We start from the raw sequence: 22611 nt of genomic DNA on the forward strand, positions 1-22611 counted from the left end.
GGACCTGTACCTGATGAAAGGACAAGCATGCACAGGATCCGGTTCTTCGCCCGATCTCTGCTACCTGCCGCGGTCATGGCGGTCATCCCCGTGCTCGTCGCCGCGCCGGCCGCCAACGGCGCCGTCACGGCCCAGACGGCGCGGCCGGCCTCGGTGCCGGAACTGCTGGCGAAGGCCGCGCCGGACGAGTGCTTCGCCGGGATCGGCCAGCCGTACCCGCCGGGGCCGCCCTGCAAGACCGGAAAGGCCAAGGTGAACCAGTCGTACGTGTGGGGCCTGGCCCAGGCGGGCGACAAGGTCTGGTTCGGAACGGGCGCCAACGTCCAGTGCCTCACGCTCGGCACGAGCCTCGCGCAGACGACGCCCACCCAGAACGACGACTACGCGTGTGAGTACGGCTCCAGCCAGCTGGCCAAGAAGACCAGCGGCCTGGGCAACCTGGGCGGCCTGGGCAACATGGCGGCGGCGCTGGGCGACTGGCGGGCGCCGAAGGTGTACGTCTACCAGACGTCGTCGCGCCGGCTGATCGACAAGACCGACGACATCAACAAGGCGTCCACCAACGACCGCCTGCGGCTCAACACGACCGTCGGCATGCGTGCCGCCGGCACGTACAACGGCGTGGTGCTGCTCGGCGGGCCGGGCCTGCTCGGCATCAACCTCTTCGCGTTCGACAGCAATTCGGGCAAGTACCTCGGGTCGACGAGCCTCCAGCAGTACGGCAACATCCGGCACTTCGTCGTGGCCGACGGTGCGCTCTACGCCGGCGTCGGCATCGGCCCCGAGGGCCAGGGCGGCGGCGCGGTGCTGCGCTGGGCCGGCAACAAGTCCGACCCGTTCAAGTTCAACGCGGTGGGCTACCTGCCGTCGCAGGTCGCGGACCTCGTCGTGCACCAGGGCCGGATCTTCGTCACCACGTGGCCCAGCGCCGGGGGGAACACCAAGGCGACCGAGGCCGGCGTGTGGATGAGCGCGCCTCTGGCCAAGGGCCAGCCCGGCCTGACCAAGGACGACGCCGCGAGCTGGCGGGAGGTGTGGAGCGTGAGCCAGTACGAGCCGGACCCGGTCGTGGCCAAGACGTACGGCCTCGGCTCGCTGGCCTCGTACGGCGGCTACCTGTACTGGGGCACGATGCACGTGCCGGTGCAGGCCACGGCGGCGATGGTGAAGCAGTACCCGCCGGCGAACGACCAGCAGGGCGGGCTCGCGGTGAAGAACACGCAGCGCACGGCGAGCATCTTCCGCGCCGCCAACTTCGACAAGGGCCGCCCGGCGGTCGACCTGCTCTACGGGGCGTCGCAGCTGCCCGCGTACGACCCGAAGGCGAACAACGGCGCCGGCGCCTGGCGGCTCGCCTCGACCGGGTACAAGCCCAAGTGGGGCTCGGCCGGATTCGGCAACCCCTACAACAACTACACCTGGTCGATGGTGGTCGCCGGCGGCTCGCTGTACGTCGGCACGATGGACTGGGGCTACATCAGCCAGTACGCGCCGGCGAAGGCGCTGCCGGGGGTCCGGGCCGCGTTCGGCACTCCCGACCCGAAGTCGTACGGCGCCGACCTGTGGGTGTTCGACGGCCCGCAGAGGGCGGCCCGGCCGGTGAACACCACCGGGCTCGGCAACTACTTCAACTACGGCGTGCGCAACATGGTGACCGACGGATCGTCGATCTACCTCGGCATGGCCAATCCGATGAACCTGCGGACCGACAAGGGTGACAACGTCCCCGAGGGCGGCTGGGAGCTGCTCCGGCTGCGTGCCACCACCTACCGCCGGTAACGCCAACCCCGCGGGCCGGCCGGCGCACGACGCCGGCCGGCCGGCGGTCACCACCGACGAGAGCGAGGGGGAGGCTTCATGAAATGGCGAACCAGCAGTGGCGCGTCCGTCGGGCGGGCCGCGTGGGCGGTGGCGGCCGTGGGCGTGCTCATCATGCTCATCGCCTGCGATGCCGCACAGCAGCAGGGGCAGGGCACGGCCACGCCGACCGCTGCGAGCACGCCCAAGGCCGGCGCGGCCAAGCCCCGCAGCCCGGCCGTCGCCACGGGCTCGACCGACCACACCATTACCGTCGACGGCAGGAAGCGCACGTATCGTCTGTACCGGCCGGCGAACCTGTCGATGTCGAAGCCGGTACCGCTGGTCGTGATGCTGCACGGCGCCCTCGGTGACGGCACGCAGGCGGAGATGGCCTACGGCTGGAATGCCGAGGCCGACCGCAAGGGTTTCGTGGTCGCATACCCGGACGGGCTCCTGCGATCCTGGGTCGTGAGCGCCGACTGCTGCGGGCCCTCGGTCAACGGCGGCGTCGACGACGTGGCGTTCATCAAGGCCATGGTGGGGGAGGTCTCGAACGACCTGCCGATCGATGCGGCCCGGACCTACGCCACGGGAATCTCCAACGGCGGGATGCTCGCCTACCGGCTGGCCTGCGACACCACCACGTTCGCCGCGGTCGGGGTGGTGGCCGGCAAGCTGCTCGGGGATTGCCCGTCGCCGGCACCGATCTCCGTGATCCACGTACACGGCACCGGCGACGACATCGTCCCGTACGACGGCCAGCCGGGAAAGATGAACAACGACGGCGTGGGGCTGATTCCGGTCAAGATCGACGGCGGCTCGGTGCCCGACCAGATCGCCAACTGGCGGAAGGTCGCGCGGTGTGCCGCACCGCAGACACACACCGCGGGCTCGGTCACCACGTCGCTGGCGCACTGCCCCGACGGGCGCGACGTCGAGCTGATCAGCATCGCGGGAGCCGGGCACCAGTGGCCGGGCGGCACGCCGATGCCGGCGGTGGAGAAGCTGCTCGGGCTGCCGCCGCCGTCGACGGCGCTGAACGCGACCGACACGATCTGGCAGTTCTTCAGCGCTCACCCGCGCAAAGGCTGAGAGCCCTGGTCCTTCTCACACTGCCCGGGTGAGAGGGACCAGGGCTGGCCGGGTAGCGAAGCCTGAACTCGGCGCGGCATGAAGGGCGGGGAAGCGGTGGGAATCATCACGGAGGACATGCGGAAGATCGTCGACAGCGCGAGGCTCTCATTCGTGGCGACGGTCTGCGAGGACGGCTTCCCGAACCTCTCTCCGAAAGGTTCCCTGCGCGTCTACGACGACGATCATCTGGTCTTCATGAACATGGCCTCGCCCACGACGGTGGCGAACCTGCGACGCGACCCCCGGCTCGAGGTGAATGTGGTCGACTTTCTCCTCAGGCGCGGCTATCGCTTCAGGGGACACGCCGAGCTGCGCGGCGACGGCGACCCCGTGTACGCCTGGTCCCGCCAGTGGGTGCTGGAAACCCACGGCCCCGCCTACCCGTGTCACGAGGCGGTGCTGATCCGGGTTGAACGGGCGCTGCCGGTGGACTCGCCCGCCTACATGTTCGGGCACTGGAGCGAGGACGACCTGAAACGGGCGTGGTCCGACACGTACGGTCTGACGCATGCGGTTTAGACCGCGTCTCATTTGGGGTTGTTTGTCGCAATAAGGTGGAGTCGTGTGGCGCGGCGAAAGCAGATGACGGCGCAGGCGAGGTGCAGGAAAGCAGTGAAGTGGGCGGCTTTGCGTTCGTAGCGGCGGGTCAGGCGCCGGAACCGGGAAACCCACTCGAGGGTGCGTTCGATGACGTAGCGGTGCCGGCCGAGGCGGGTGGAGGATTCGATGCCCTTGCGGGCGATCCGGGCGATGATGCCCCGCTTGGCCAGGGCCCTGCGGCAGGAGGAGTAGTCGTAGCCTTTGTCGCCATGCAGTTTGCGTGGGCGGCGGCGAGGCCGGCCGACCGGCTGACGGATCGGGGCGATCGAATCGACCACCGCTTCGAGCATCCGGTGGTCGTTGACGTTGGCCGCCGATACGCACACGGTCAGCGGTATCCCGGCCCGGTCGCTGCACGCATGGATCTTGGAACCCGGCTTGCCGCGGTCCACCGGGCTGGGACCGGTCAGATCCCCCTTTTCAACGCCCGTACGTGCATCGCGTCAACCGACGCCCGTGACCAGTCGATCCGCCCGGCAGCGCCGAGGATGTCCAGCACCGCCCGGTGCAGCGCGACGAACACCCCCGCCTCGACCCACTCGGTGAACCGCCGGTGCGTGGTCGCCCGCGACACCCCGAACGACGCCGGCAACGCACGCCAGGAACACCCGCTCTGCAGCACATACAACATTGCCGCCAGCAACGCCCGGTCATCACCCCGGCGGCGTCCACCGCCCTGGTGCCTTTGCGGCGCAGCCGGCAGCAACTCACGAGCCAGCAGCCACAACGATTCCGGACAATATTTATCTACATCGGTCACAGCCATCGACCGAACACCTTACCCGGCCTGCAACCCAAATGAGACGCGGTCTTAGGGGGTTGTGAGCGACACCCGCAACCTACCGCGTCAGGCAATGGACAGGCAGGCGGTGTCGAGGTGGCCGTACCGCCGGTTGTGGTACATCAACGGCGATGCCAGGCCGTGCCGCGCGGCGTTGATCCGGCCGATGAGGATGTGGTGGTCGCCGCCGTCGACGACCTCGCTCCGATCGCAGGCCAGCCAGGCCAGGGCGTTGCGTACGGCCGGCAGCCCGTCCTCGAACGTGAACGCCGGGCCGAAGCTGTGCGAACCGTGCGCGGCGAACGCCCGGGCGAGGTGCTCGTGTTCCGCGGCGAGCACGCTGACCCCGAACCGGTCGGCGGCGACGATGTGCCGGCCTGAGTGTCCCCGTCGGTCGATGCAGACCAGCAGCAGGGGTGGCGAGGCCGACAGCGAGCACAGCGAGCCGACGGTGAGCCCGTGCGCGTTCCCCGCGCGGTCCAGCGCGGTGACGATGGCCACCGGCATCGCCACCTGCGCCAGGACGTCCCGCAGCGGGTCACGGGAGCTCACGGCCGCGCTCCGACCAGTTCCGCATGGGCGAGGCTCCGGTTGGCGGCGACATCGGGATCGTCGGTCAGTTCGAGCGCGCGGTCGAAGCATCGCACCGCCTCGTCGAGCCGACCCTGTTCGTAGTGGAGCACGGCCAGGTTCACCCACGCGCCGACCATGGCCGGGTCCAGGGCCAGCGCCTGCTCGTAGTGTGCGGCCGCATCGTGTGGGCGTCCGTCGTCGGCGGCCAGCAGGGCCTGGGTGCACAGCAGGTGCGGCTCGGCCGGCGACAACGCGAGCCCGGTGGCCACGTCGGCGGCGGCGCCGGCCACGTCACCCGATTCGTAGCGCAGCGCGGCCCGGTTGACGTACCCGTCGAGGAACTCCGGGTCCAGCTCGAGCACGTAGTCGAAGTCGGCCAGCGCCCCCTCGATGTCGCCCAGCTCCGCCTTGGTGTCGCCCCGGTTGTAGAACGACTCGGGGTAGGGCAGCGCGAGGCGGCACAGCTCGTCGTAGTCGGCCAGCGCCCGCTCGTTGTCGCCCAGCTGCCGCAGCAGCGCGGCCCGTTCGAGGTAGTAGTCGGAGTGGTTCGGGTCGGTCGCGATGACGTCGTCATAGTCGCGAACGGCCTGCTCCACCTGGCCGAGACGCGCGATGAGCTGGGCCCGGTTGTAGCGCAGCACCCAACGATGCTGCCCCTGCTCCTCCTCGGACAGCTGCGCGTCGAGCCGGGCCAGGCCCGCATCGACGATCTGCAGCGCCTTCTCGGGATCCCCCAGGTGCATCTCGATGAGGGCCAGGCCGTTCTCGTTGAACGTGACGTTGTAGGCCTTGCGCTTCTCGTCGGCGATGCCGGCCGCGATCGCGATGGCGTTGTTGACCCACATCTTGGCCAGCAGCAGGTCGCGCCGCTCGGGCTCGAAGTAGCGGGTGTACAGCATCGCCCGCCCGTAGGCGGCCTGCATGTGCACGGCCACCGACGGCGAGGCGGCGCACGCCGCGTCGAACAACGCCAGCGCCTCCCCGGCCCGCGCCATCACCGACATCGCGGTCGCCATCTTCGTGGTGGCCAGCCAGCACCGCTCCGGCTCGGTGTCCCAGCTGGACAGCTCGAGCACGCGGGCTCCGTACTCCAGCACCGCATCGTAGTAGCCCTTCATCATGCAGTGCTCCAGCGCGGCGTCGAGCACATCGAGGCCGACGCCGAGCGGGTCTGTCCCATGGAGACGATGGTGGACGATCGCCCCGATGCGCAGCGAAACCTCGTCGCGGGCATCGAGCGCGTCGGCCCGGGCGTCGTGCAACATCGAACGGTCCGGCACGGGCAGGGCCAGGTAGGCGGCGACGAGCAACGGGTCGTCGTCGGTGCAGTCGCCGGCCACATAGGCCCGGGCGAGGGCGCGGACCTGGTGCGGGTCGTCCGGCAGAGCCGGCGTCAGCGAGGATCCGGCGCCGGCGACCTCATCGGCGTACAGCTGGAGGGCACTGGACAGCGGCGGCGCCAGCTCGGAGTCCGCGGCGGAGCACACGACGATGTTCAGCCGGGACGGATCGATGCGGCGCAGCATGATCGAGAGCCAGTCGGCATCGGTGCGGTCGGCGTGCTCGGCCTGCTCGATCACCAGCGTCCGCGGCCCGGACATCCCCTGCTTCAGCAGCGTGGTGATGCCGTGGGCGATCCGGGTCGTGTACGCGTGCGGGTAGTAGCGCGTCCGGCTCTTCGGGTCGGCCAGCGAAGTCTGGGTCTCCCGGCGCGAGGTCACGAGGCGGCCGAGTTCCGGCGCGGCGGCGAGCACCTCGACGTCGTGGGCCTGGACCAGGCGAGGCCGGCTCGCGACGAGGCCGGGAACGACCTCACGCAGTACCGCTCCGGCGGCGGTGTACGGGCCGCGCAGCCGCCGATGGGCGCTGACGACCAGCGGCGCGTCGAGTTCGGCCAGCCGCCTGACCCGCTCGGCGGGACCGATGCCGTGCAGCCACAGATGACGGGATGCGGTCACGATGTCCTCCTACGAAGGCGACGGCGGTCCCGGAGGGCGATGATGCCGGCCAGGCCGAGTTGGAGCGCGGTCATCGCCAGCAGCAGCGCCGCGTCCCAGAAATGGGCGGGGGATGAGGATCCATTGAGGACCGTGCGGACGGCGGTGCTGAAGAACCGCCAGGCGACGGGGACCGTGATGAGCACGAGACTCACGATGAGCAATACATAGCCGATCGCGTACATCGGCGCGTACCACCGGGCGACCGCGACATCTCGCGGGTGCCACCGCGAGCCGTCGACCACGCGCTCGGGCCGGCCCCGGAGGGTCCAGATGCGGTTGGCCAGCATCTGCCGGGCCGTGGTGTGCAGGTCGACGCAGTTCATGACGGTGGTGACGAGGTGGTAGATGTCGGTCTGCAGGAAGAAGTAGAACTGTACGAACACGCGGGGGAGCGTCATGAACGCCAGCGCCAGGCACAGGCCGGCCGGCCAGGACAGGGGCTCACCGGGGGTCGCCATCAGCCAGGCGGCGACCGTCAGCGCGCACATGCTCAGCAGATCGGCCAGCAGCCCGGCGAGCATGGGCAGGTAGCGCTGGCGACGCGGGACGACCACGAGACCGTCCAGCACGGTCTCGAACGTCAGGAAGTACATCCGGCGGCTGATCCGAAGCGACGATCGCAGCCCGAGACGCCGACCGGCCAGCACGTGGAACCATTCGTGGAACAGCACGAACGGCACCTGAAGGAAGAACAGGCACACCTCGATGACGACGAGGTAGTGCGTGAAGAACACGTTGCCGCGCGTCGGCACGAACCGGGTGTCCTGAACGCAGATGGCGATGGTGGCCGCGATCAGCAGGACGTAGCCGACGACGGCGATCGGTGAGAAGGCCGCGCGCCCGAGCCGCTGCCAGCGCACCGGGCGGGCGGTATCGGCCGCGGTTTCGCCGTCGGGCCGCACGAAGGCGAGCTCGCGCAGCGTGTCGATGAACTCGTCGATGTCGACCGGCACGCCGTGGCGCTGTTCGTACCAGGCCGCCGCCTGCGCGGGCGAGCGCCCGCCGGCCAGCTCCTGCAGCAGTTCGGCTCCGTCGGCGGGAAACAGTCCGTAGGAGTCGGTGTCGGTGCGGCCCACAACGACCTCGTCGCCCTCGGGCAGATAGCGCAAGGGATAGAGCCGGATCGGTGCGGCGGAGTCGACTGACAGCACGGAAGTCACCTTTCTGACGCAACACTCTGCACGCCGCCGCCCTGCGGCGGACGGCGGCGCGGGCCGCTACGGCCTAGAAGAGCCCAGGGCAGGAACAGTTGCAGTACCCGTACTGGTTGCACATCGTCGTGAGCCGGACGGAACCCGGCTTGCGGACAACGATCTTCTTCATGCCGGTGGGCTTGAGGGTCGTGTTCATGACGTTCACCTCCCTTCGCGTCGTCACCTGATTCGGCGTTCCATGCCGTTCCATCTCGCGTCTCGGCCGGGCCGGTACGAAGAAATTTGGCAGGCTGTCGTCAAGGCGTTCACCCACGCGGCGATGCGCGGCCCGTCGGCGTGGTCGGTGGCCGACCGGGAGCCGCTGCGCGCGACGCTGCGCATGCAGGTCGAGGATGCGCTGGCGGTCTGCGCCGCGTTCGACACCACCGCCCGCCTCGCGGACGCGTTCGGGTTCGAGGTGCTCAGCCCGGAGGGTTTCGAGGCCGGCGCGAAGTACCTGCTGAAGCGGGGCTACAAGTAGCGCCGGGCGGCGGCGAGGACCTCGGACGCGGCCGTTTCGACGTCGTGGTCGGTGGTCCAGCGGCCCAGGGACAGGCGCAGCGCGCCGAGGGCCCGGTCGGGGTGCACGCCCATCGCGGTCAGGACCGGGGACGGGGTGTGGGTACCGCTGTGGCAGGCCGAGCCGGTGGAGGCCGCGATCGCGGGGGCGGCGGCGAGCACGTCGTGGCCGAGGACGCCGTCGATGCTGACGTTGAGCGTGTTGGGCAGGCACCGCTCGGCGGGCCCGTTGCGGTACACCCGGCCGGGCAGCCCGGCGGCGAGACGGTGGTACAGGTCGTCGCGCAGCGCCGCGATCCGCGCGGGGGTACCGCCGGCGAGGTCCGCGGCGGCGAGGTCGGCGGCCGAGCCGAGGGCGACGGCGAGGGCGACGTTCTCGGTGCCGGCCCGCAGGCCGTGCTCCTGGCCGCCGCCGTAGACGACCGGTTCGAGGCGGACGCCGTCGCGGAGGTAGAGGGCGGCGATGCCTTTCGGGGCGTACATCTTGTGTCCGACGACAGTGAGCAGGTCTACGCCCAGCGCGTCGACGTCGAGCGGGATCTTCCCGGCGGCCTGCGCGGCGTCGCAGTGGAACAGCGCCCCGGCCCGGCGGGCGACGGCGGCGAGCTCGGCGATGGGCTGCAGCGCGCCGGTCTCGTTGTTGGCCGCCATCACCGACACGAGCGCCGTGTCGAGCCCGGCGACGGCGGCGACCGCGTCCGGGTCGAGGAGGCCGTCGGCGCCGACCGGCAGGACGGTGACCCGGAGGCCGTGCAGGCGCTGCAGGGCGCGGCAGGTCTCCAGTACGGCCGGGTGCTCGGTGGCCTGCGTGATCACGTGCGGGCGGGCGGGGCCGGCGGCCAGGGCGGCGCCGCGGATGGCGAGGAGGTTCGCCTCGGACCCGGAGCCGGTGAACACGATCTCGGCCGGGCGGGCGCCGACGAGCGCGGCGACCTGGGTGCGGGCGCGCTGCAGCGCGGCGCGGGGCTGCGCGCCGTACGGGTGAGCGCTGGAGGGGTTGCCGAACAGGGCGGTCAGGTAGGGCGCCATGGCGGCGGCGACCCGCGGGTCGACCGGGGTGGTGGCGTTGTAGTCCAGGTAGACCGGGCCGCCGGCGAGGCCGGGATGCGGCGGGGGGCCGCCGGTCACGGCTTCCCGCTGGCCGCGAACGCCTCGTACAGCGCCGCCTTCGCGCCGGCGTCGTGCACCGTCATGAGTTCCTCCATAAATCAGTGGAATAGTGTAGGACCTTGGAGGGGGTGCCGCGAGCCGCCGGATCCTGGAGGAGTGTCGTGGGGTTCGCCGAAGACCATCTGATCCCGCTCGTCGACGAGGGGCTGGGCAACAGCGCGTACCTTGTCGACCTCGGCGACCGCCGCGCCCTCGCCGTCGACCCGTGCCGGGACCTGCGTGCCCTGCACGCCGCCGTGCGGCGGCGACGGCTGGCGGTGGCGTTCGCGGCCGACACGCACCTGCACGCCGACTTCCTCTCCGGCGCCGTGCAGCTCGGCCACGACCACGGCGCCACGCTCCTCGCCGCCGCGGCGGGCGGCCGCACGTACCCGCATCTGGGCCTCGGCGACGGTGACGAGGTCGACCTGGGCGGCCTGCGGCTGCGGGCCCTGGCCACGCCGGGCCACACCGACGAGCACCTGGCCTACCTGCTCCTCGACGGCGACCGGGAGCTCGGGGTGTTCACCGGCGGGTCCCTCATCGTCGGCTCGGCCGCCCGCACGGACCTGCTCGGCGCCGGCCGCACCGAGGAGCTGGCCCGCGCGCAGTACCGCTCGCTGCAACGCCTCACCGGGCTCCCGGACGCGACCGAGGTGTGGCCGACGCACGGGGCCGGGTCGTTCTGCTCCGCCCCGCCCGGCGCCGAGCGCACGAGCACCATCCGCGCGGAGCGGGCCGCCAACCCGCTGCTCGCCGCCGCCGACGAGGACGCGTTCGTCCGGCAGTTCCTGGCCGGCCTCGGCACCTACCCGGCGTACTTCGACCGGCTCGCCGAACGCAACCGGCGCGGCCCCGCCGTCCTGACCGGCGCCCCGCCCCTGCCCGCCCTCGACCCGGCGGCGGTGCGGGCGCTGCTCGCGGGCGGCGGCTGGGTCGTCGACGCGCGGCCCGCGGCCGCCTTCGCCGCCGGGCACATCCCCGGTGCGCTGTCGATCCCGCTGCGCGCGCAGTTCGCCACCTGGCTGGGCTGGCTGGTCCCCGGCGACGCCCCGATCGCGGTCATCGCCGGCCCCGGCCAGGACCTGCACGACCTCGTGTGGCAGGCGGCGAAGATCGGCTACGAGCGGCTTGCCGGACACCTCGCCGGCGGCATGGACGCCTGGCTCGCCGCCGGGCACCCGCAGCGCACCACGCCGTTCGTCCACGCGGCACAGACGACACCCGGCCGGTATCTGGACGTGCGGCAGCGCGGCGAGTTCGGGGCCGGGCACGTGCCGGGCGCGGTCAGCCTCGAGCTCGGCGCCCTCGCCGAGCACGCGCTCGAGGCGCCCGACGGCGTGGTCGTGGCGTGCGGGCGCGGCGAGCGCGCGATGACCGCGGCGAGCATCCTGGAACGCGCCGGCCGCACGGACGTGACGGTCCTCGACGGCGGGCCGGCCGAGTATGCCGCCGCGCACGGGCTGCGCCTCGCCGCCGGTGGCCGATGATGTCCGCCGGGCGGTGCGGGCGGCTCCGTGGGCCGCCCGCACCGCCCGGCGTGGGTGTCAGCGGATGTCAGCGGCGTTGGGCAGGGCCGTGTCCGACCATTCCGCCTTGAGCACGGCGGTGTAGCTCAGGCGTCGGCCGCCGTTCCAGGACTCCTCGGCCAGCGCCTGACCGGTTCCCGCAGCGACGATGAGTCGCAACTGCGAGTCGGTGCCGCTGTCGCCGCGGCGGGTGAAGCCGACCGCCATGCCGTCACGGCCGAGGGCGTCGGTGACGCGGCCGAGCGAGGTGACGCCGGGCAGCCCGGCCAGCATTCGGTACGCCGCCGCCCGCACCGGTGCGGCAACGGGCAGGTCCAGCACGATCGCTGTGCCGCAGTAGAACAGGAACAGTTCTGTGCCCGACATCTCGCCTTCCCCCGTGTACCACTGCAGCAGTTTGGCCTTGAGCTGGTCGGGCTGGGAGGGCAGCGCGGACAGATCGGCGGCGGACCTCGGCTGGCCGGCGAGCAGGAAGTTGTTCGCGGCGGTGTGACCCTGCAGTGGCCGCGCCGACCAGGCGCCGGACGGATCGCGGAAGAAGCCGACGCTCGGATCCCCGTCGCGCGTCGCGAGCCACTGTTCGTCGGTGACCTGGCGGGTTCCGTCGCCGTGTGTGGCGCGCTGCACCCAGTACCGGCCGCCGCCGTTCAGCGTCGCGTCGTAGCGCTGCGCGGCCACCAGGAGCAGGTCGATGGCGGTGACCGGGCCCTGCGCGGCGGTGGTGTCGGCCGGCCGGGTCCCCTTGCCGGCGGGGTTGGTCCGGTCGGCCGGCAGGGCCACCGCCGCGGCTGCTGCGGCGGCGACGGCGAGCCCGGCGCCGGCGAGCACGAGACGCCGCGGCGCTCGTCCCCGCGGCGCGGTGGCCTGTGGCAACCGTTGCGGGGTGTACGTCATCAGCGTCGACGGGTCGGGCAGCGGCGAATCGGGGGTGAGCCGGTTCGGACGGGCCTGGGCCAGCGCGCGCATGGTGTCACGGTGGGTGCTCATCGGCTGTACTCCTGGGTCGGAAGGGAAACGGGGGCGCGACGAGCCGCTCGCGGTGGGCCGGCGGGGGCCTGGTCCAGCGCCCGTTCCAGCCGTTTGCGAGCGCGGTGCAGGCGCACGAAGTACGTGGCGGTCGAACAGCCGACCACCCGGGCCGCGTCCCGCGGCCCGAGCCCGTGCCAGGCGACCAGGGTCAGCAGCTCGCGGTCGTCCTCGCCGAGCTGCGCGAGCGCGGCCAGCATCGCGGCCTTCTCAGTGATGCCGTCGGCGACATCGGCCCGTGCGTCGTCGGCCCAGGCCCGCAGCTCGGCGGCGAGGCTCGCCTGGCGGACCTCGGCGCGGTACTGCTCGCGGATCACGTTGCGCGCGATGCCGAGCAGCCACGGCAGCGGCTCCGCCGGCACCACACCGAGCCGGCGCCACGTTCTGAGGAAGGTGTCGCCGACGACGTCGTCGGCGAGGTCGCGGCCGGCCCGGGTCACCGCGTACGCGTACACCTGGCGGTGATACGCGTCGTAGATGGCGGTGAACCGGCGACCGTCGTCAAGATGGGTCACAGGCCCTGCACTCCTTCGTACCGGAGGTGTCTCGTCTGCAGGTAATGCGCGGCCATGCCCACTTCTTACAACGCGTCTTGCCGTGGTGATGCGGAAGGTACGGACGGTGGCCACTGATTAGGGGGAAACCCGGAGGTGAGTGCTCCGGCCGCCTGAAATCATCGATCCTTGCCAGCGTCCATCGGGGGAGGTCGTGATGAGCGTTGCCGGTCGAGCCAGGCGAGCAGCGGTTGCTCTGGCGGTGGCGATGTCCGTCGCAGCGTGCGGATCGCCGTCGAACAACGCCGAGCCCGGCGGCGCCCCCGCCGCGTCGGACCCGCACGCCGGGCATGTCTCGGCGCCGCCGGCCGCTCCGCTGCGCGCCGGCGAGCGCTTCCAGAGTCTGAGCATGCCGGCCGCCTATACGCCGAAGGCGCCGAACGGCGGCACCGACGAGTACCGCTGCTTCCTGATCGATCCGAAGCTCACCCGGACGGCGTACCTGACCGGAAGCCAGTTCCTGCCGCAGAATGCCGCCATCGTGCACCACGCGATCTTCTTCCGGATCGCCCCGGAGGCCGCGGAGCAGGCACGCAAGCTCGACGCCGACTCGCCGGGCGAAGGCTGGACCTGCTTCGGCGACTCGGGCGTGAACGGCGATGCCTGGGTCGCGTCGTGGGCTCCCGGCGCCAACGAGACGCTGCTCGCGCCGAACCTCGGCTACCCGATGCCGCCCGGCAGCCTGATGGTGATGCAGGTCCACTACAACCTGCTCGCCACCGGCGGTCGTGCCGGCGGCTCGGACCAGTCGAGCATCCGGCTGCGCATCAACGACGACGCGGCCGCGATGACCCCGCTGCAGACCCGCCTGCTGCCCGCGCCGATCGAGCTGCCCTGCACGGCGAGCGAGTCGGGCCCGCTGTGCGACCGCACGGCCGCCGTGGCCGACGTCGGCAAGCGCTTCGGCGCCGAGATCGGCGCAACGGAGGACCAGTTGGTCGAGCAGTGCTACCAGGGGAACCCGCCCGTGGCCGGCGTCACGCAGCACTGCGACCACGAGGTCCCGCAGGCCGCCACGGTCTATGCGGTCGCCGGGCACATGCACCTGCTCGGCCGCTCCATCAAGATCGAGCTGAATCCGGGCACGTCGAGCGCCCGGACGCTGCTCGACGTGCCCAACTACAACTTCGACGACCAGGCGATCCACCCGCTCGACCCGCCGGTCGCGCTGCACCCGGGCGACACGCTGCGGGTGACCTGCACGCACGACGCCGCGCTGCGCGGGCTCCTGCCGCAGCTGAAGGGCAGCGCGCCGCGCTACGTGGTCTGGGGCGACGGCACCAGCGATGAGATGTGCCTCGGCCTGGTGGTGATGACCGCGGCGAGCCGCGGCAACTGACGGCCTCCGCCTCCGCCTGGGGCGCCGGCCGTCACCGAGGTGCCGGTGGTGGCGCCGGCTGGTTGATCGTCAGCCTGGCGGTCTGCGTGGCCAGCAGGGTGCCGGAGGTGGAGTCGGTGATCCGAACCGTGGCCTCCAGCGCGGTCGCGGTGCAACCGGCGAACACCACATAGGTGGTGCTCGACGAGTAGGAGGCGCGGGGGGCGATCGTGACCCGCGCGGGCGGCAGTGGGTCGATGACCGGGCAGCCGGCTGGGATGCCGGTCGTCGCGCCGACGAACCGCGCGACGGTCATGACCGATACCTGCTGGGACCTGGCGGTGCAGTTCCGCGCGACGACCGTGGCGGTGCTGCTCTGGCCCGGTGTCACCTGCGCCGGGTTGAACCCGAATGACGTGATCTGGATGGTGCCGACGCAGGCGCTGGCGGCGGCCTGCGCCGCCGGTCCGGCGATCGCCAGCGCGCCGACGGCGCTGACGGCTGCGACGGCGGAGGTCAGGAGCTTACGCAACAGGAGCCTCCCGCTCGAGGGGTGGAAGATGCGAGCGTCGCCAGTCGACCGCATTGATAGCCATCTGTCAATGGACCGGCTTGCCGCCAGCGCGTCAGAGCGCGGAGCGCACCTTTGTGCGGGCTTGTGACGTGGTCAGGTAATTACGCCGGCCGGCCGGAATTCGCTACGCCGCCGGCTGAACATCACCCATTTGCGTTACGGGCAATATGTCCGGCGGGCGGCCGTCGCGGGCCGGTCGGCGGTAGAACGGCCAGCTACCTAGCGGCTATTGTGGCTCAACCGCTGTTGCGGTCCCTGCCTTAAAAGCCGCATTTCCCCTCGTTTTCGCTCCATCATGGAGGACCGCAATGTCGCGGACGCAACGCGCGTTACGGTCGGCGTCGGTCACGTGCCTGCTGGCCGCGGTCGTCATGCCGATCCCCGGCACTCAGGCCGCCACCGCGGCGTCGTTACCGACCGGGTTTCAGGAACAGGTGGTGTTCAGCGGGCTAACCGACCCGACGAACATCGAGTTCGCCCCCGACGGCCGCATCTTCGTCGCTGAAAAGGGCGGCAAGATCAAGGTCTTCGACAGCATCTCCGACCCCGTCCCGGACGTGTTCGCGGACCTGTCCGTGGCGGTACACAACCAATGGGACCGTGGCCTGCTCGGTCTCGCGCTGGCCCCCAACTTCCCGACCGACCCTTCGGTCTACGTGCTCTACACCTACGACGCGCCGCCCGGGCAGACGGCGCCCGTCTACAACGACGTGTGCGCCGACGCCAACGGCGGCGCGTGTGTGGTCTCCGCCCGGCTGTCCAAGCTGACCGCCTCCGGCAACCACACGACCGGCGCCGAGCAGCCGCTCATCTCCGACTGGTGCCAGCAGTATCCGAGCCACTCCATCGGCGACCTGAAGTTCGGCGCCGACGGCGCGCTCTACGTCTCCGGCGGCGACGGCGCCAGCTTCAACGGCGTCGACTACGGCCAGACCGGCACACCGAAGAACCCGTGCGGCGACCCGCCGAACGACGCCATGACCCCGCCGACCGCCGAGGGCGGCGCACTGCGCGCCCAGGACGTGCGCTCCACGGGCGACCCGACCGGCCTCAACGGCTCGATCCTGCGCCTCGACCCGGCCACCGGCGCCGCCCTGCCGACCAACCCGCTGGCCGCCTCGCCCGACGCCAACGCCCGGCGGATCGTCGCGCACGGCCTGCGCAACCCGTTCCGCATGACGGTCCGCCCGGGCACCAACGAGATCTGGGCCGGCGACGTCGGCTGGAACACCTGGGAGGAGATCGACCGGGTGGTCACGCCGACCACCGGGCCGACCAACTTCGGCTGGCCCTGCTACGAGGGCAACGCCCGGCAGAGCGGCTACGACAGCGCCGACCTGACGCTGTGCGAAAGCCTCTACGCGGGCGCCGGGCAGACCGCGCCGTACTACACCTACAACCACGCCGCCAAGGTCGTGGCCAACGAGAGTTGCCCGTCCGGCGGCTCCTCGATCTCCGGCCTGGCCTTCGCCCCGACCTCCGGCGGCTCCTACCCGGCCGCATACTCCGGCGCGCTGTTCTTCTCCGACTACAGCCGCAACTGCATCTGGGCGATGATGCCCGGCACCAACGGTCTGCCCAACCCGGCCAACATCGTCACCTTCGACCCCGGCGCCAGCACCCCGGTCGACCTGGCCATCGGCCCCAGCGGCGAGCTGTACTACGCGAGTCTCGACGGCACGATCCGGCGCATCCGGTACTACCCGAACAACCAGCCGCCGGTGGCCCAGTTCGCGGCCACCCCGACGGCGGGCAAAGCACCACTGACGGTCAATTTCGACGGCAGTGCGTCGTGGGACGCCGACCCGGCCGACCAAGGACTGCTGCAGTACGCCTGGGACTTCACCAACGACGGCACCACGGACGCGACCGGTCCGACGGCGAGCTTCACCTACAGCACGACCGGGACGTACACGGCCAGGCTCAAGGTGACCGACACGGCCGGCGCGACCGGCACGAAGACGATGACCATCACGGTCGGCAACGAAGGGCCGACCGCGTTCATCGACACGCCGGCGGCGTCGCTGACGTGGGCCGTGGGCAACACGATCAGCTTCTCCGGCCACGCGACCGACCCGCAGCAGGGCACCCTGCCGGCCTCGGCACTGACCTGGCAGGTGATCCTGCACCACTGCGTCACGCTGGACAGCTGCCACGAGCACCCGATGAACACGTTCACCGGGGTGGCCGGCGGCACGATCAAAGGGCCGGACCACGAGTACCCGTCGTATCTGGAGTTCCGCCTCACCGCGACCAACGCGGCCGGGCTCGCCAGCACGTCCAGCCTCGTGGTGCAGCCGAAAACGGTGAACCTCCAGTTCAACAGCAGCCCGAACGGGCTGCAACTGGTGGTCGGCTCGACGAGCCAGACGACGCCGTTCACCATGACGGTCATCCAGGGCTCGACGAACTCGGTATCGGCGCCGACACCGCAGGCGTTGGGCGCCGCACCGTACACGTTCGCCTCCTGGTCCGACGGCGGGGCGCAGACCCACGTCATCACCGCGCCGACGACGGCGACGACGTACACGGCCGCGTACAACGCCGGCGCGCCGGCCCGGGACAGCCTGCGCGACGGCGAGTCGCTGCTTCGTGGCGTGGTGGGCTCCGACCGGATCATCTCGCCGGACGGCCGCTTCACGCTCGTCCTGCAGGATCTCGATGGCAACCTGGTGCTGTACGAGTACGGCAAACGCGCCCTATGGGCCAGCGGCCCGCGCGCCGACGCCCAGCGGGCGATCAACCAGAGCGGTCTTCTCCAGCTGCGGGACGGGCAGAATCGACCCGTCGGCTGGTCGACCACCGTCAACGCCTCTCCAGCCGGCCCGGCGACCCTGGTGGTACAGAACGACGGCAACGTGGTCATGTACCGCGACAGCGACCACCGGGCGCTGTGGGCGAGCAACACCTGCTGCCACGCGTCGGCGCCACCGCGGCCCGCGGCCGGCTCGGACCGGTTGAACACCGGCCAGGCCCTGGTGCTGGGCGACAAGATCACCTCGCCGAACGGCGTCTACACCCTGGTACTGCAGGACTTCGACGGCAACCTGGTGCTGTACAAGAACGGCACCAAGGCGCTGTGGGCGTTCGGCATTCGCCAGGACTCCTGGTTCATCAACCAGCCCGACGGCAACCTGGTCGCCTACAAGTCCGAGGGCGGCGTGGCCTGGGCCACGAACGTCTACGGCAAGGGCGCTGGCACGCTGGTCCTGCAGGACGACGGCAACCTGGTCCAGTACCGCAACACCGACCGGTACGTGCTCTGGGCGACCAATACCTACGGCAGATGACCCTGGAGCGGCATACGCGCGCGTCCGGCCGGTGGCGTTCGCCGACCGGCCGGACGCCAGTGCCGGCCCGGCTCCGCATTTGTAAAGGAGGTTGCCATTCAGAACGGGCCGTGCCATCCTGACGTGACTGGGGATCGTGATATGTAGATGCCTGATGGTTGGCGAGAGCCCGTCGTCAGGGTGGCGCGTGCTGCGAAGGGGCCGCCATGACCACCGCATCCCGTCGAACCCGTCTCATCGCCGCTCTTGCCGGCCTCGTCGTGACCGCCGGGCTGGTGTCCGGCACCGCAGCCCCCGCCGTCGCGGCCACCGCGGTCGCGTTCTCCACGGTGGTCCCGGCTCCAGTCTCCGCCACCGCTGCGCCCGGGGTCAGCTACGCCATCACCTCGGCCACCACCGTCTACGCCGCGCCGGGCTCCGCGCCGGCGGCGGCCATCGCCGACCAGTTCGCGGCGCGGCTGCGGGTCTCGACCGGGCTGCCGCTGCCGGTCGTCACCACCGTCGCCGCCCCCGCCGACGGGATCGCCCTGCTGCTCACCGGCGCGCCGTCCGGCGTCGGCGCCGAGGGCTACCAGCTCGACATCACCGCCGGCGCGATCACCGTGCGGGCGAGCCAGCCGGCCGGGCTGTTCCGCGGCGTGCAGACCCTGCGCCAGCTGCTGCCGGTGACCGCCGACGCCACGACCGCGCAGGCGGGGCCGTGGCCGGTGCCGGGCGGGCGGATCATCGACTACCCGCGGTTCGCCTACCGCGGCGCGATGCTGGACGTCGCGCGGCACTTCTTCACCGTGGCGCAGGTCGAGCGGTACATCGACCAGATCGCCCTCTATAAGATCAATACGCTGCACCTGCACCTGTCCGACGACCAGGGCTGGCGCATCGCCATCAACTCGTGGCCCAACCTGGCGGCGTACGGCGGTGGCACGCAGGTCGGCGGCGGACCGGGCGGGTACTACACGCAGGCCGACTACACCGCGATCGTCAACTACGCCGCCGCCCGGTACGTCACGATCGTCCCCGAGATCGACATGCCGGGGCACACCAACGCCGCGCTGGCCTCGTACGCCCAGCTCAACTGCAACGGCGTGGCCCCGGCCCGCTACACGGGCACGCAGGTCGGCTTCAGCTCGCTGTGCGTGTCGATGGAACTGACGTACACCTTCATCGACCAGGTTCTCGGGGAGATCGCCGCGCTGACCCCGGGCCCGTACATGCACATCGGCGGCGACGAGGCGTCCTCGACCACGGCGTCGGACTACGCCACCTTCATCGGCCGAGTCCAGCCGATCGTCGCCGCGCACGGCAAGACCGTCATGGGCTGGCACGACGTGGCCAACACGACGCTGCTGCCGTCCACGGTCGCCCAGTTCTGGGGCACCACCACCAGCAACGCGCCCGTGGCCGCCGCGGCCGCGAACGGCACCAAGGTCGTCATGTCCCCGGCGAACAAGGCCTACCTGGACATGAAGTACCGCAACAACACCCGGCTGGGGCAGAAGTGGGCCGGCCTCATCGACGTGAACACCGCGTACGACTGGAATCCCGGCGCCTACCTCAGCGGTGTCGGCGAGACCGCCGTGCTCGGCGTCGAAGCTCCATTGTGGACCGAGACCATCGTCACCTCGGCCGACATCGAGTACATGGCATTCCCGCGCCTGCCCGCGATCGCCGAGCTCGGCTGGTCGCCCTGGAGCACCCACAACGCCACCGCGTTCACGAGCCGCCTCGGCGCACAGGGGCCGCGCTGGCACGTGATGGGCATCAACTACTACCACTCGACCCAGGTCACCTGGCCGAGCGGTTCGTAACCGCCGGCGCAGCCGCGACGCGAACGCGTTGCGGCTGCGCACACCCTCCGGAGGTGCGAATTGTCCCGAATCAACCGTCCTTACCCGCGGGCTCTGACCGCGCTGCTGCTCACCGTGACCGCCGTGCTGACCGTCGGCGGGCTCGGCCCGGGCGGCGCCTCGGCCGCCACCGTCGGCTCCACCGAGCTGTCCTCGGGCTGGGCCCTGCACACCGCGACCGGGCTGGCCGACACCGGCGCCACGATTTCGCGGGTCGGCTACCCGACCGCCGGCTGGAACCCGGTCGCCCTGCCCTCCACCGTGCTGGCCGGGCTGGTGGCCAACAACGTCTACACCAACATCTACGCCGGCACCAACCTGCAGTCCGTGCCGGACCTGACCGGACAGGACTGGTGGTACCGCGGCCAGTTCACGGCCGCGGCCACGACGCCCGGGCAGGTGTACTGGCTGCGGCTGCAGGGCGTGAGCTACCGTGCCCAGGTCTGGCTCAACGGCATCCAGCTCGACGCGAACGCCGTCGGCACGTTCGTCGAGCACGAGTACAACGTCACCGGCTCCATCCTGCCCGGCGCCCTCAACGCCATCGCGATCCGGGTCACCCCGCCGCGGCACGGCTGCAACGACCTGTCGGTGTGCACCGTCGACTGGAACCCCGAGGCCCCCGACATGAACGCCGGGATCTGGGGCCGCACGCTGCTCGACACGACCGGCGCGGTCGCCGTCCGGGACCCGTACGTGAAGACCGTCCTGCCGCTGCCCGCGACCAACGCCGCCGACCTGACCGTCTACGCCGACGCGATCAACGCCACCGCCGCGCCGGCCACCACGACCGTCACCGCGACCATCAGCAAGCCCGGCCAGCCGACGATCACCGCCAGCCAGACCGTCACGCTCGCGGCCGGGGAGCGGCGCGAGGTCGTCTTCGACCCGGCCGGCTTCCCGCAGCTGCACGTCGCCAACCCGCTGCTGTGGTGGCCGTACCAGTTCGGCCGCCCCGAGCTCTACCAGCTCACGACGGCGGCGAGCGTCGCCGGGGCGCCTTCGGACAGCAAGACGATCAACTTCGGGATCCGCCAGTTCACCGACTACCGCACCACCGTGCAGGGCACCTCGTTCGTCGGGTACAAGGTCAACGGGCAGCCGATCCTGTTCCGCGGCGGCGGCTACGTCTGGGATCTGCTGCAACGGTGGAACACCAAGACGAACAAGGCCCACGTCGACTACGTGAAGGCCATGGGGCTCAACACGATCCGCCTCGAGGGGACGCTGGGCAACCAGGAGCTGTACGACCTGGCCGACGCGGCCGGCATCATGATCATGCCGGGGTTCGTCTGCTGCAGCGCGTGGGAGAACGACAGCGGCTGGACGGCGGAGCAGACCACCGTCGCGCAGGCGTCGCTGAACACCCAGATGCGGGCCCTGCGCGCCCATGCCGGCGCGTTCATGTGGGCGTACGGCAGCGACCAGCCGCCGACGGCCGCGCACCTCACGGCGTACAAGAACATCGCCACCGGCCTGCACTGGCAGAACCCGACCGTGGACAACGTGGCGACGTGGTCGAACGCGAACGCGGGCATGAAGATGGACGGCCCGTACAAGTGGGAGCCACCGGTGCTGTGGTGGGACCTGAGCCGGGCGGGCTCCGCGTTCGGCGCCACCGGCGAGGAGGGCACCGAGGCGCCGCCGCCGCTGGAGAGCCTGTCGCGGTTCCTCACCCCGGCGCAGACCTGGCCGGTCGGCAACGCGACCTGGAACTACCACGTCGGGCGGGCCGGGAGCGTCTTCGACAACACCGACGTCTACAGCAAGGCGCTCAGCGCGCGGTACGGCACCACGACGAGCGCCGCGGACTACTCGAAGAAGTCCGAGGTGATGAACTACGAGAACACCCGGTCGTTCTTCGAGGCGTGGAGCGCCCGGGAGTACACCCAGTCCTTCGGGGCCATCTGGTGGATGCAGAACAACGCCTGGCCCTCACTGCACTGGAACCTCTACGACTACTACTTCAAGCCCGGTGGCTCCTTCTACGGCACCAGGAAGGCGACCGAGCCGCTGCACATCGCCTATGACTACTTCACCCGCAACGTCTACGTGGTGAATTCCACGCTCGCCGCCCAGACGGGCCTCACGGCCACGGCCACGGTGCTCAACATTCCGGACCTGTCCCAGAAGTACACCACGACCGTCGCGGTCAGCGCGCCCGCGAACGCGTCGGCCTCGGTGCTGACCCTGCCGGCCGTCACCGGCCTGACACCGACGTACTTCGTCCGCCTCCAGCTCAAGGACGCCGGCGGCGCGACCGTCAGCGACAACCTCTACTGGTACTCCACCACGCCCGACGCGCTGGGCAACAAGAGCAACTGGTACTCCACCGCCGTCAAGACCTACGCCAACCTGTCCGGGCTGAACAGCCTGCCCACCAACACGGGCGTCACCACGGCCGTGTCCCGGTCGGTCTCCGGCGGCCAGGAGACGGTCACGATCACGCTGACCAACACCAGCCCGACGAACATCGCCTTCTTCCTGCGCCCGGAGGTGACGGCCGGCAACGGCGGCACCGAGGTCGTACCGGTCTCCTACACCGACAACTACCTCTCCCTGTTCCCGGGTGAGTCGAGGCAGATCACCGCGGCGTACGCCACCGCGGATCTGGGTGGGCTGCCCGCGTACCTGCGGGTTCGCGGCTACAACATCCCGACGGCCTCGCTGGTCGTGCCCTGATCCGCTGCCGCTGATCATGGCCCGGTGTGCGGGTCCGGGGGC

Annotated in this window: 18 protein-coding genes; 9 read left to right on the top strand and 9 right to left on the bottom strand. The window is 71.0% G+C overall.

Going from position 1 to position 22611, the window contains the following annotated elements:
- Nucleotides 1-75: 75 nt before the first annotated feature.
- The 3 genes from ACQEVU_RS07345 (at nucleotide 76) to ACQEVU_RS07355 (ending at nucleotide 3453) form a co-directional block, all read left to right on the top strand.
- Entirely contained in the window at nucleotides 76-1779 is a 1704-nt protein-coding gene (locus ACQEVU_RS07345) for a hypothetical protein (RefSeq protein ID WP_433321777.1), read from the top strand.
- 78 nt (nucleotides 1780-1857) lie between these two features.
- Complete coding sequence (locus ACQEVU_RS07350; protein ID WP_433321778.1) at nucleotides 1858-2892, top strand: extracellular catalytic domain type 1 short-chain-length polyhydroxyalkanoate depolymerase; 1035 nt, start codon at nucleotides 1858-1860, stop codon at nucleotides 2890-2892.
- Between the two features lie 117 nt (nucleotides 2893-3009).
- Nucleotides 3010-3453: a pyridoxamine 5'-phosphate oxidase family protein gene (locus tag ACQEVU_RS07355; RefSeq protein WP_433321779.1), complete on the top strand. Its 444-nt coding sequence runs from the start codon at nucleotides 3010-3012 to the stop codon at nucleotides 3451-3453.
- A gap of 8 nt (nucleotides 3454-3461) precedes the next feature.
- Here ACQEVU_RS07355 and ACQEVU_RS07360 read toward each other — a convergent pair.
- The 5 genes from ACQEVU_RS07360 to ACQEVU_RS07380 all read right to left on the bottom strand — a co-directional run bounded on the left by ACQEVU_RS07360 (nucleotide 3462) and on the right by ACQEVU_RS07380 (nucleotide 8238).
- A protein-coding gene (locus ACQEVU_RS07360) for an IS5 family transposase (protein ID WP_433321780.1) occupies nucleotides 3462-4300 on the bottom strand; the annotation gives its coding sequence in 2 pieces (ribosomal slippage) (nucleotides 3462-3953 and nucleotides 3956-4300; 837 coding nt in all).
- Nucleotides 4301-4381: 81 nt separating this feature from the next.
- Nucleotides 4382-4867 (bottom strand): flavin reductase family protein, encoded by a 486-nt coding sequence (locus ACQEVU_RS07365; protein WP_433321781.1) that lies wholly within the window; start codon nucleotides 4865-4867, stop codon nucleotides 4382-4384.
- Nucleotides 4864-6846, bottom strand: coding sequence for a tetratricopeptide repeat protein (locus ACQEVU_RS07370; protein ID WP_433321782.1), 1983 nt, complete (start codon nucleotides 6844-6846; stop codon nucleotides 4864-4866). The genes ACQEVU_RS07365 and ACQEVU_RS07370 overlap by 4 nt, the downstream gene beginning before the upstream one ends.
- Nucleotides 6843-8039, bottom strand: coding sequence for a hypothetical protein (locus tag ACQEVU_RS07375; RefSeq protein WP_433321783.1), 1197 nt, complete (start codon nucleotides 8037-8039; stop codon nucleotides 6843-6845). The genes ACQEVU_RS07370 and ACQEVU_RS07375 overlap by 4 nt, the downstream gene beginning before the upstream one ends.
- A gap of 73 nt (nucleotides 8040-8112) precedes the next feature.
- Nucleotides 8113-8238, bottom strand: a complete 126-nt coding sequence (locus ACQEVU_RS07380; protein WP_433321784.1) for a hypothetical protein — start codon at nucleotides 8236-8238, stop codon at nucleotides 8113-8115.
- Between the two features lie 42 nt (nucleotides 8239-8280).
- On the opposite strand from ACQEVU_RS07380, the gene ACQEVU_RS07385 reads away from it, so the two are divergent.
- Nucleotides 8281-8562 (top strand): hypothetical protein, encoded by a 282-nt coding sequence (locus ACQEVU_RS07385; protein ID WP_433321785.1) that lies wholly within the window; start codon nucleotides 8281-8283, stop codon nucleotides 8560-8562.
- On the opposite strand, the gene ACQEVU_RS07390 is transcribed toward ACQEVU_RS07385, so the two are convergent.
- Nucleotides 8553-9728, bottom strand: a complete 1176-nt coding sequence (locus tag ACQEVU_RS07390; RefSeq protein WP_433321786.1) for a cysteine desulfurase family protein — start codon at nucleotides 9726-9728, stop codon at nucleotides 8553-8555. The two genes, ACQEVU_RS07385 and ACQEVU_RS07390, sit on opposite strands and share 10 nt — an antisense overlap.
- A gap of 143 nt (nucleotides 9729-9871) precedes the next feature.
- Here ACQEVU_RS07390 and ACQEVU_RS07395 point away from each other — a divergent pair, with 143 nt between their 5' ends.
- Complete coding sequence (locus ACQEVU_RS07395) at nucleotides 9872-11239, top strand: MBL fold metallo-hydrolase (RefSeq protein ID WP_433321787.1); 1368 nt, start codon at nucleotides 9872-9874, stop codon at nucleotides 11237-11239.
- A gap of 57 nt (nucleotides 11240-11296) precedes the next feature.
- On the opposite strand, the gene ACQEVU_RS07400 is transcribed toward ACQEVU_RS07395, so the two are convergent.
- The gene (locus ACQEVU_RS07400; RefSeq protein ID WP_433321788.1) at nucleotides 11297-12265 is read right to left on the bottom strand and encodes a CU044_5270 family protein; all 969 of its coding nucleotides are present in this window, start codon (nucleotides 12263-12265) and stop codon (nucleotides 11297-11299) included.
- Entirely contained in the window at nucleotides 12262-12819 is a 558-nt protein-coding gene (locus tag ACQEVU_RS07405; RefSeq protein WP_433321789.1) for an RNA polymerase sigma factor, read from the bottom strand. Before ACQEVU_RS07405 ends, ACQEVU_RS07400 begins: the two co-directional genes overlap by 4 nt.
- A 247-nt stretch (nucleotides 12820-13066) precedes the next feature.
- Here ACQEVU_RS07405 and ACQEVU_RS07410 point away from each other — a divergent pair, with 247 nt between their 5' ends.
- Entirely contained in the window at nucleotides 13067-14197 is a 1131-nt protein-coding gene (locus ACQEVU_RS07410; RefSeq protein WP_433321790.1) for a monooxygenase, read from the top strand.
- A 31-nt stretch (nucleotides 14198-14228) separates the two neighbouring features.
- On the opposite strand, the gene ACQEVU_RS07415 is transcribed toward ACQEVU_RS07410, so the two are convergent.
- Nucleotides 14229-14708, bottom strand: coding sequence for a hypothetical protein (locus tag ACQEVU_RS07415; RefSeq protein ID WP_433321791.1), 480 nt, complete (start codon nucleotides 14706-14708; stop codon nucleotides 14229-14231).
- Nucleotides 14709-15058: 350 nt separating this feature from the next.
- Here ACQEVU_RS07415 and ACQEVU_RS07420 point away from each other — a divergent pair, with 350 nt between their 5' ends.
- The 3 genes from ACQEVU_RS07420 to ACQEVU_RS07430 all read left to right on the top strand — a co-directional run bounded on the left by ACQEVU_RS07420 (nucleotide 15059) and on the right by ACQEVU_RS07430 (nucleotide 22569).
- Complete coding sequence (locus ACQEVU_RS07420; protein ID WP_433321792.1) at nucleotides 15059-18040, top strand: PQQ-dependent sugar dehydrogenase; 2982 nt, start codon at nucleotides 15059-15061, stop codon at nucleotides 18038-18040.
- A gap of 206 nt (nucleotides 18041-18246) precedes the next feature.
- Complete coding sequence (locus tag ACQEVU_RS07425) at nucleotides 18247-19848, top strand: family 20 glycosylhydrolase (protein WP_433321793.1); 1602 nt, start codon at nucleotides 18247-18249, stop codon at nucleotides 19846-19848.
- A gap of 60 nt (nucleotides 19849-19908) precedes the next feature.
- On the top strand, nucleotides 19909-22569 hold the full coding sequence (locus ACQEVU_RS07430; RefSeq protein WP_433321794.1) for a glycosyl hydrolase 2 galactose-binding domain-containing protein: 2661 nt from the start codon (nucleotides 19909-19911) through the stop codon (nucleotides 22567-22569).
- Nucleotides 22570-22611: the final 42 nt, after the last annotated feature.

This window comes from Dactylosporangium sp. CA-139066 (assembly GCF_050936175.1).
Lineage (GTDB): Bacteria > Actinomycetota > Actinomycetes > Mycobacteriales > Micromonosporaceae > Dactylosporangium.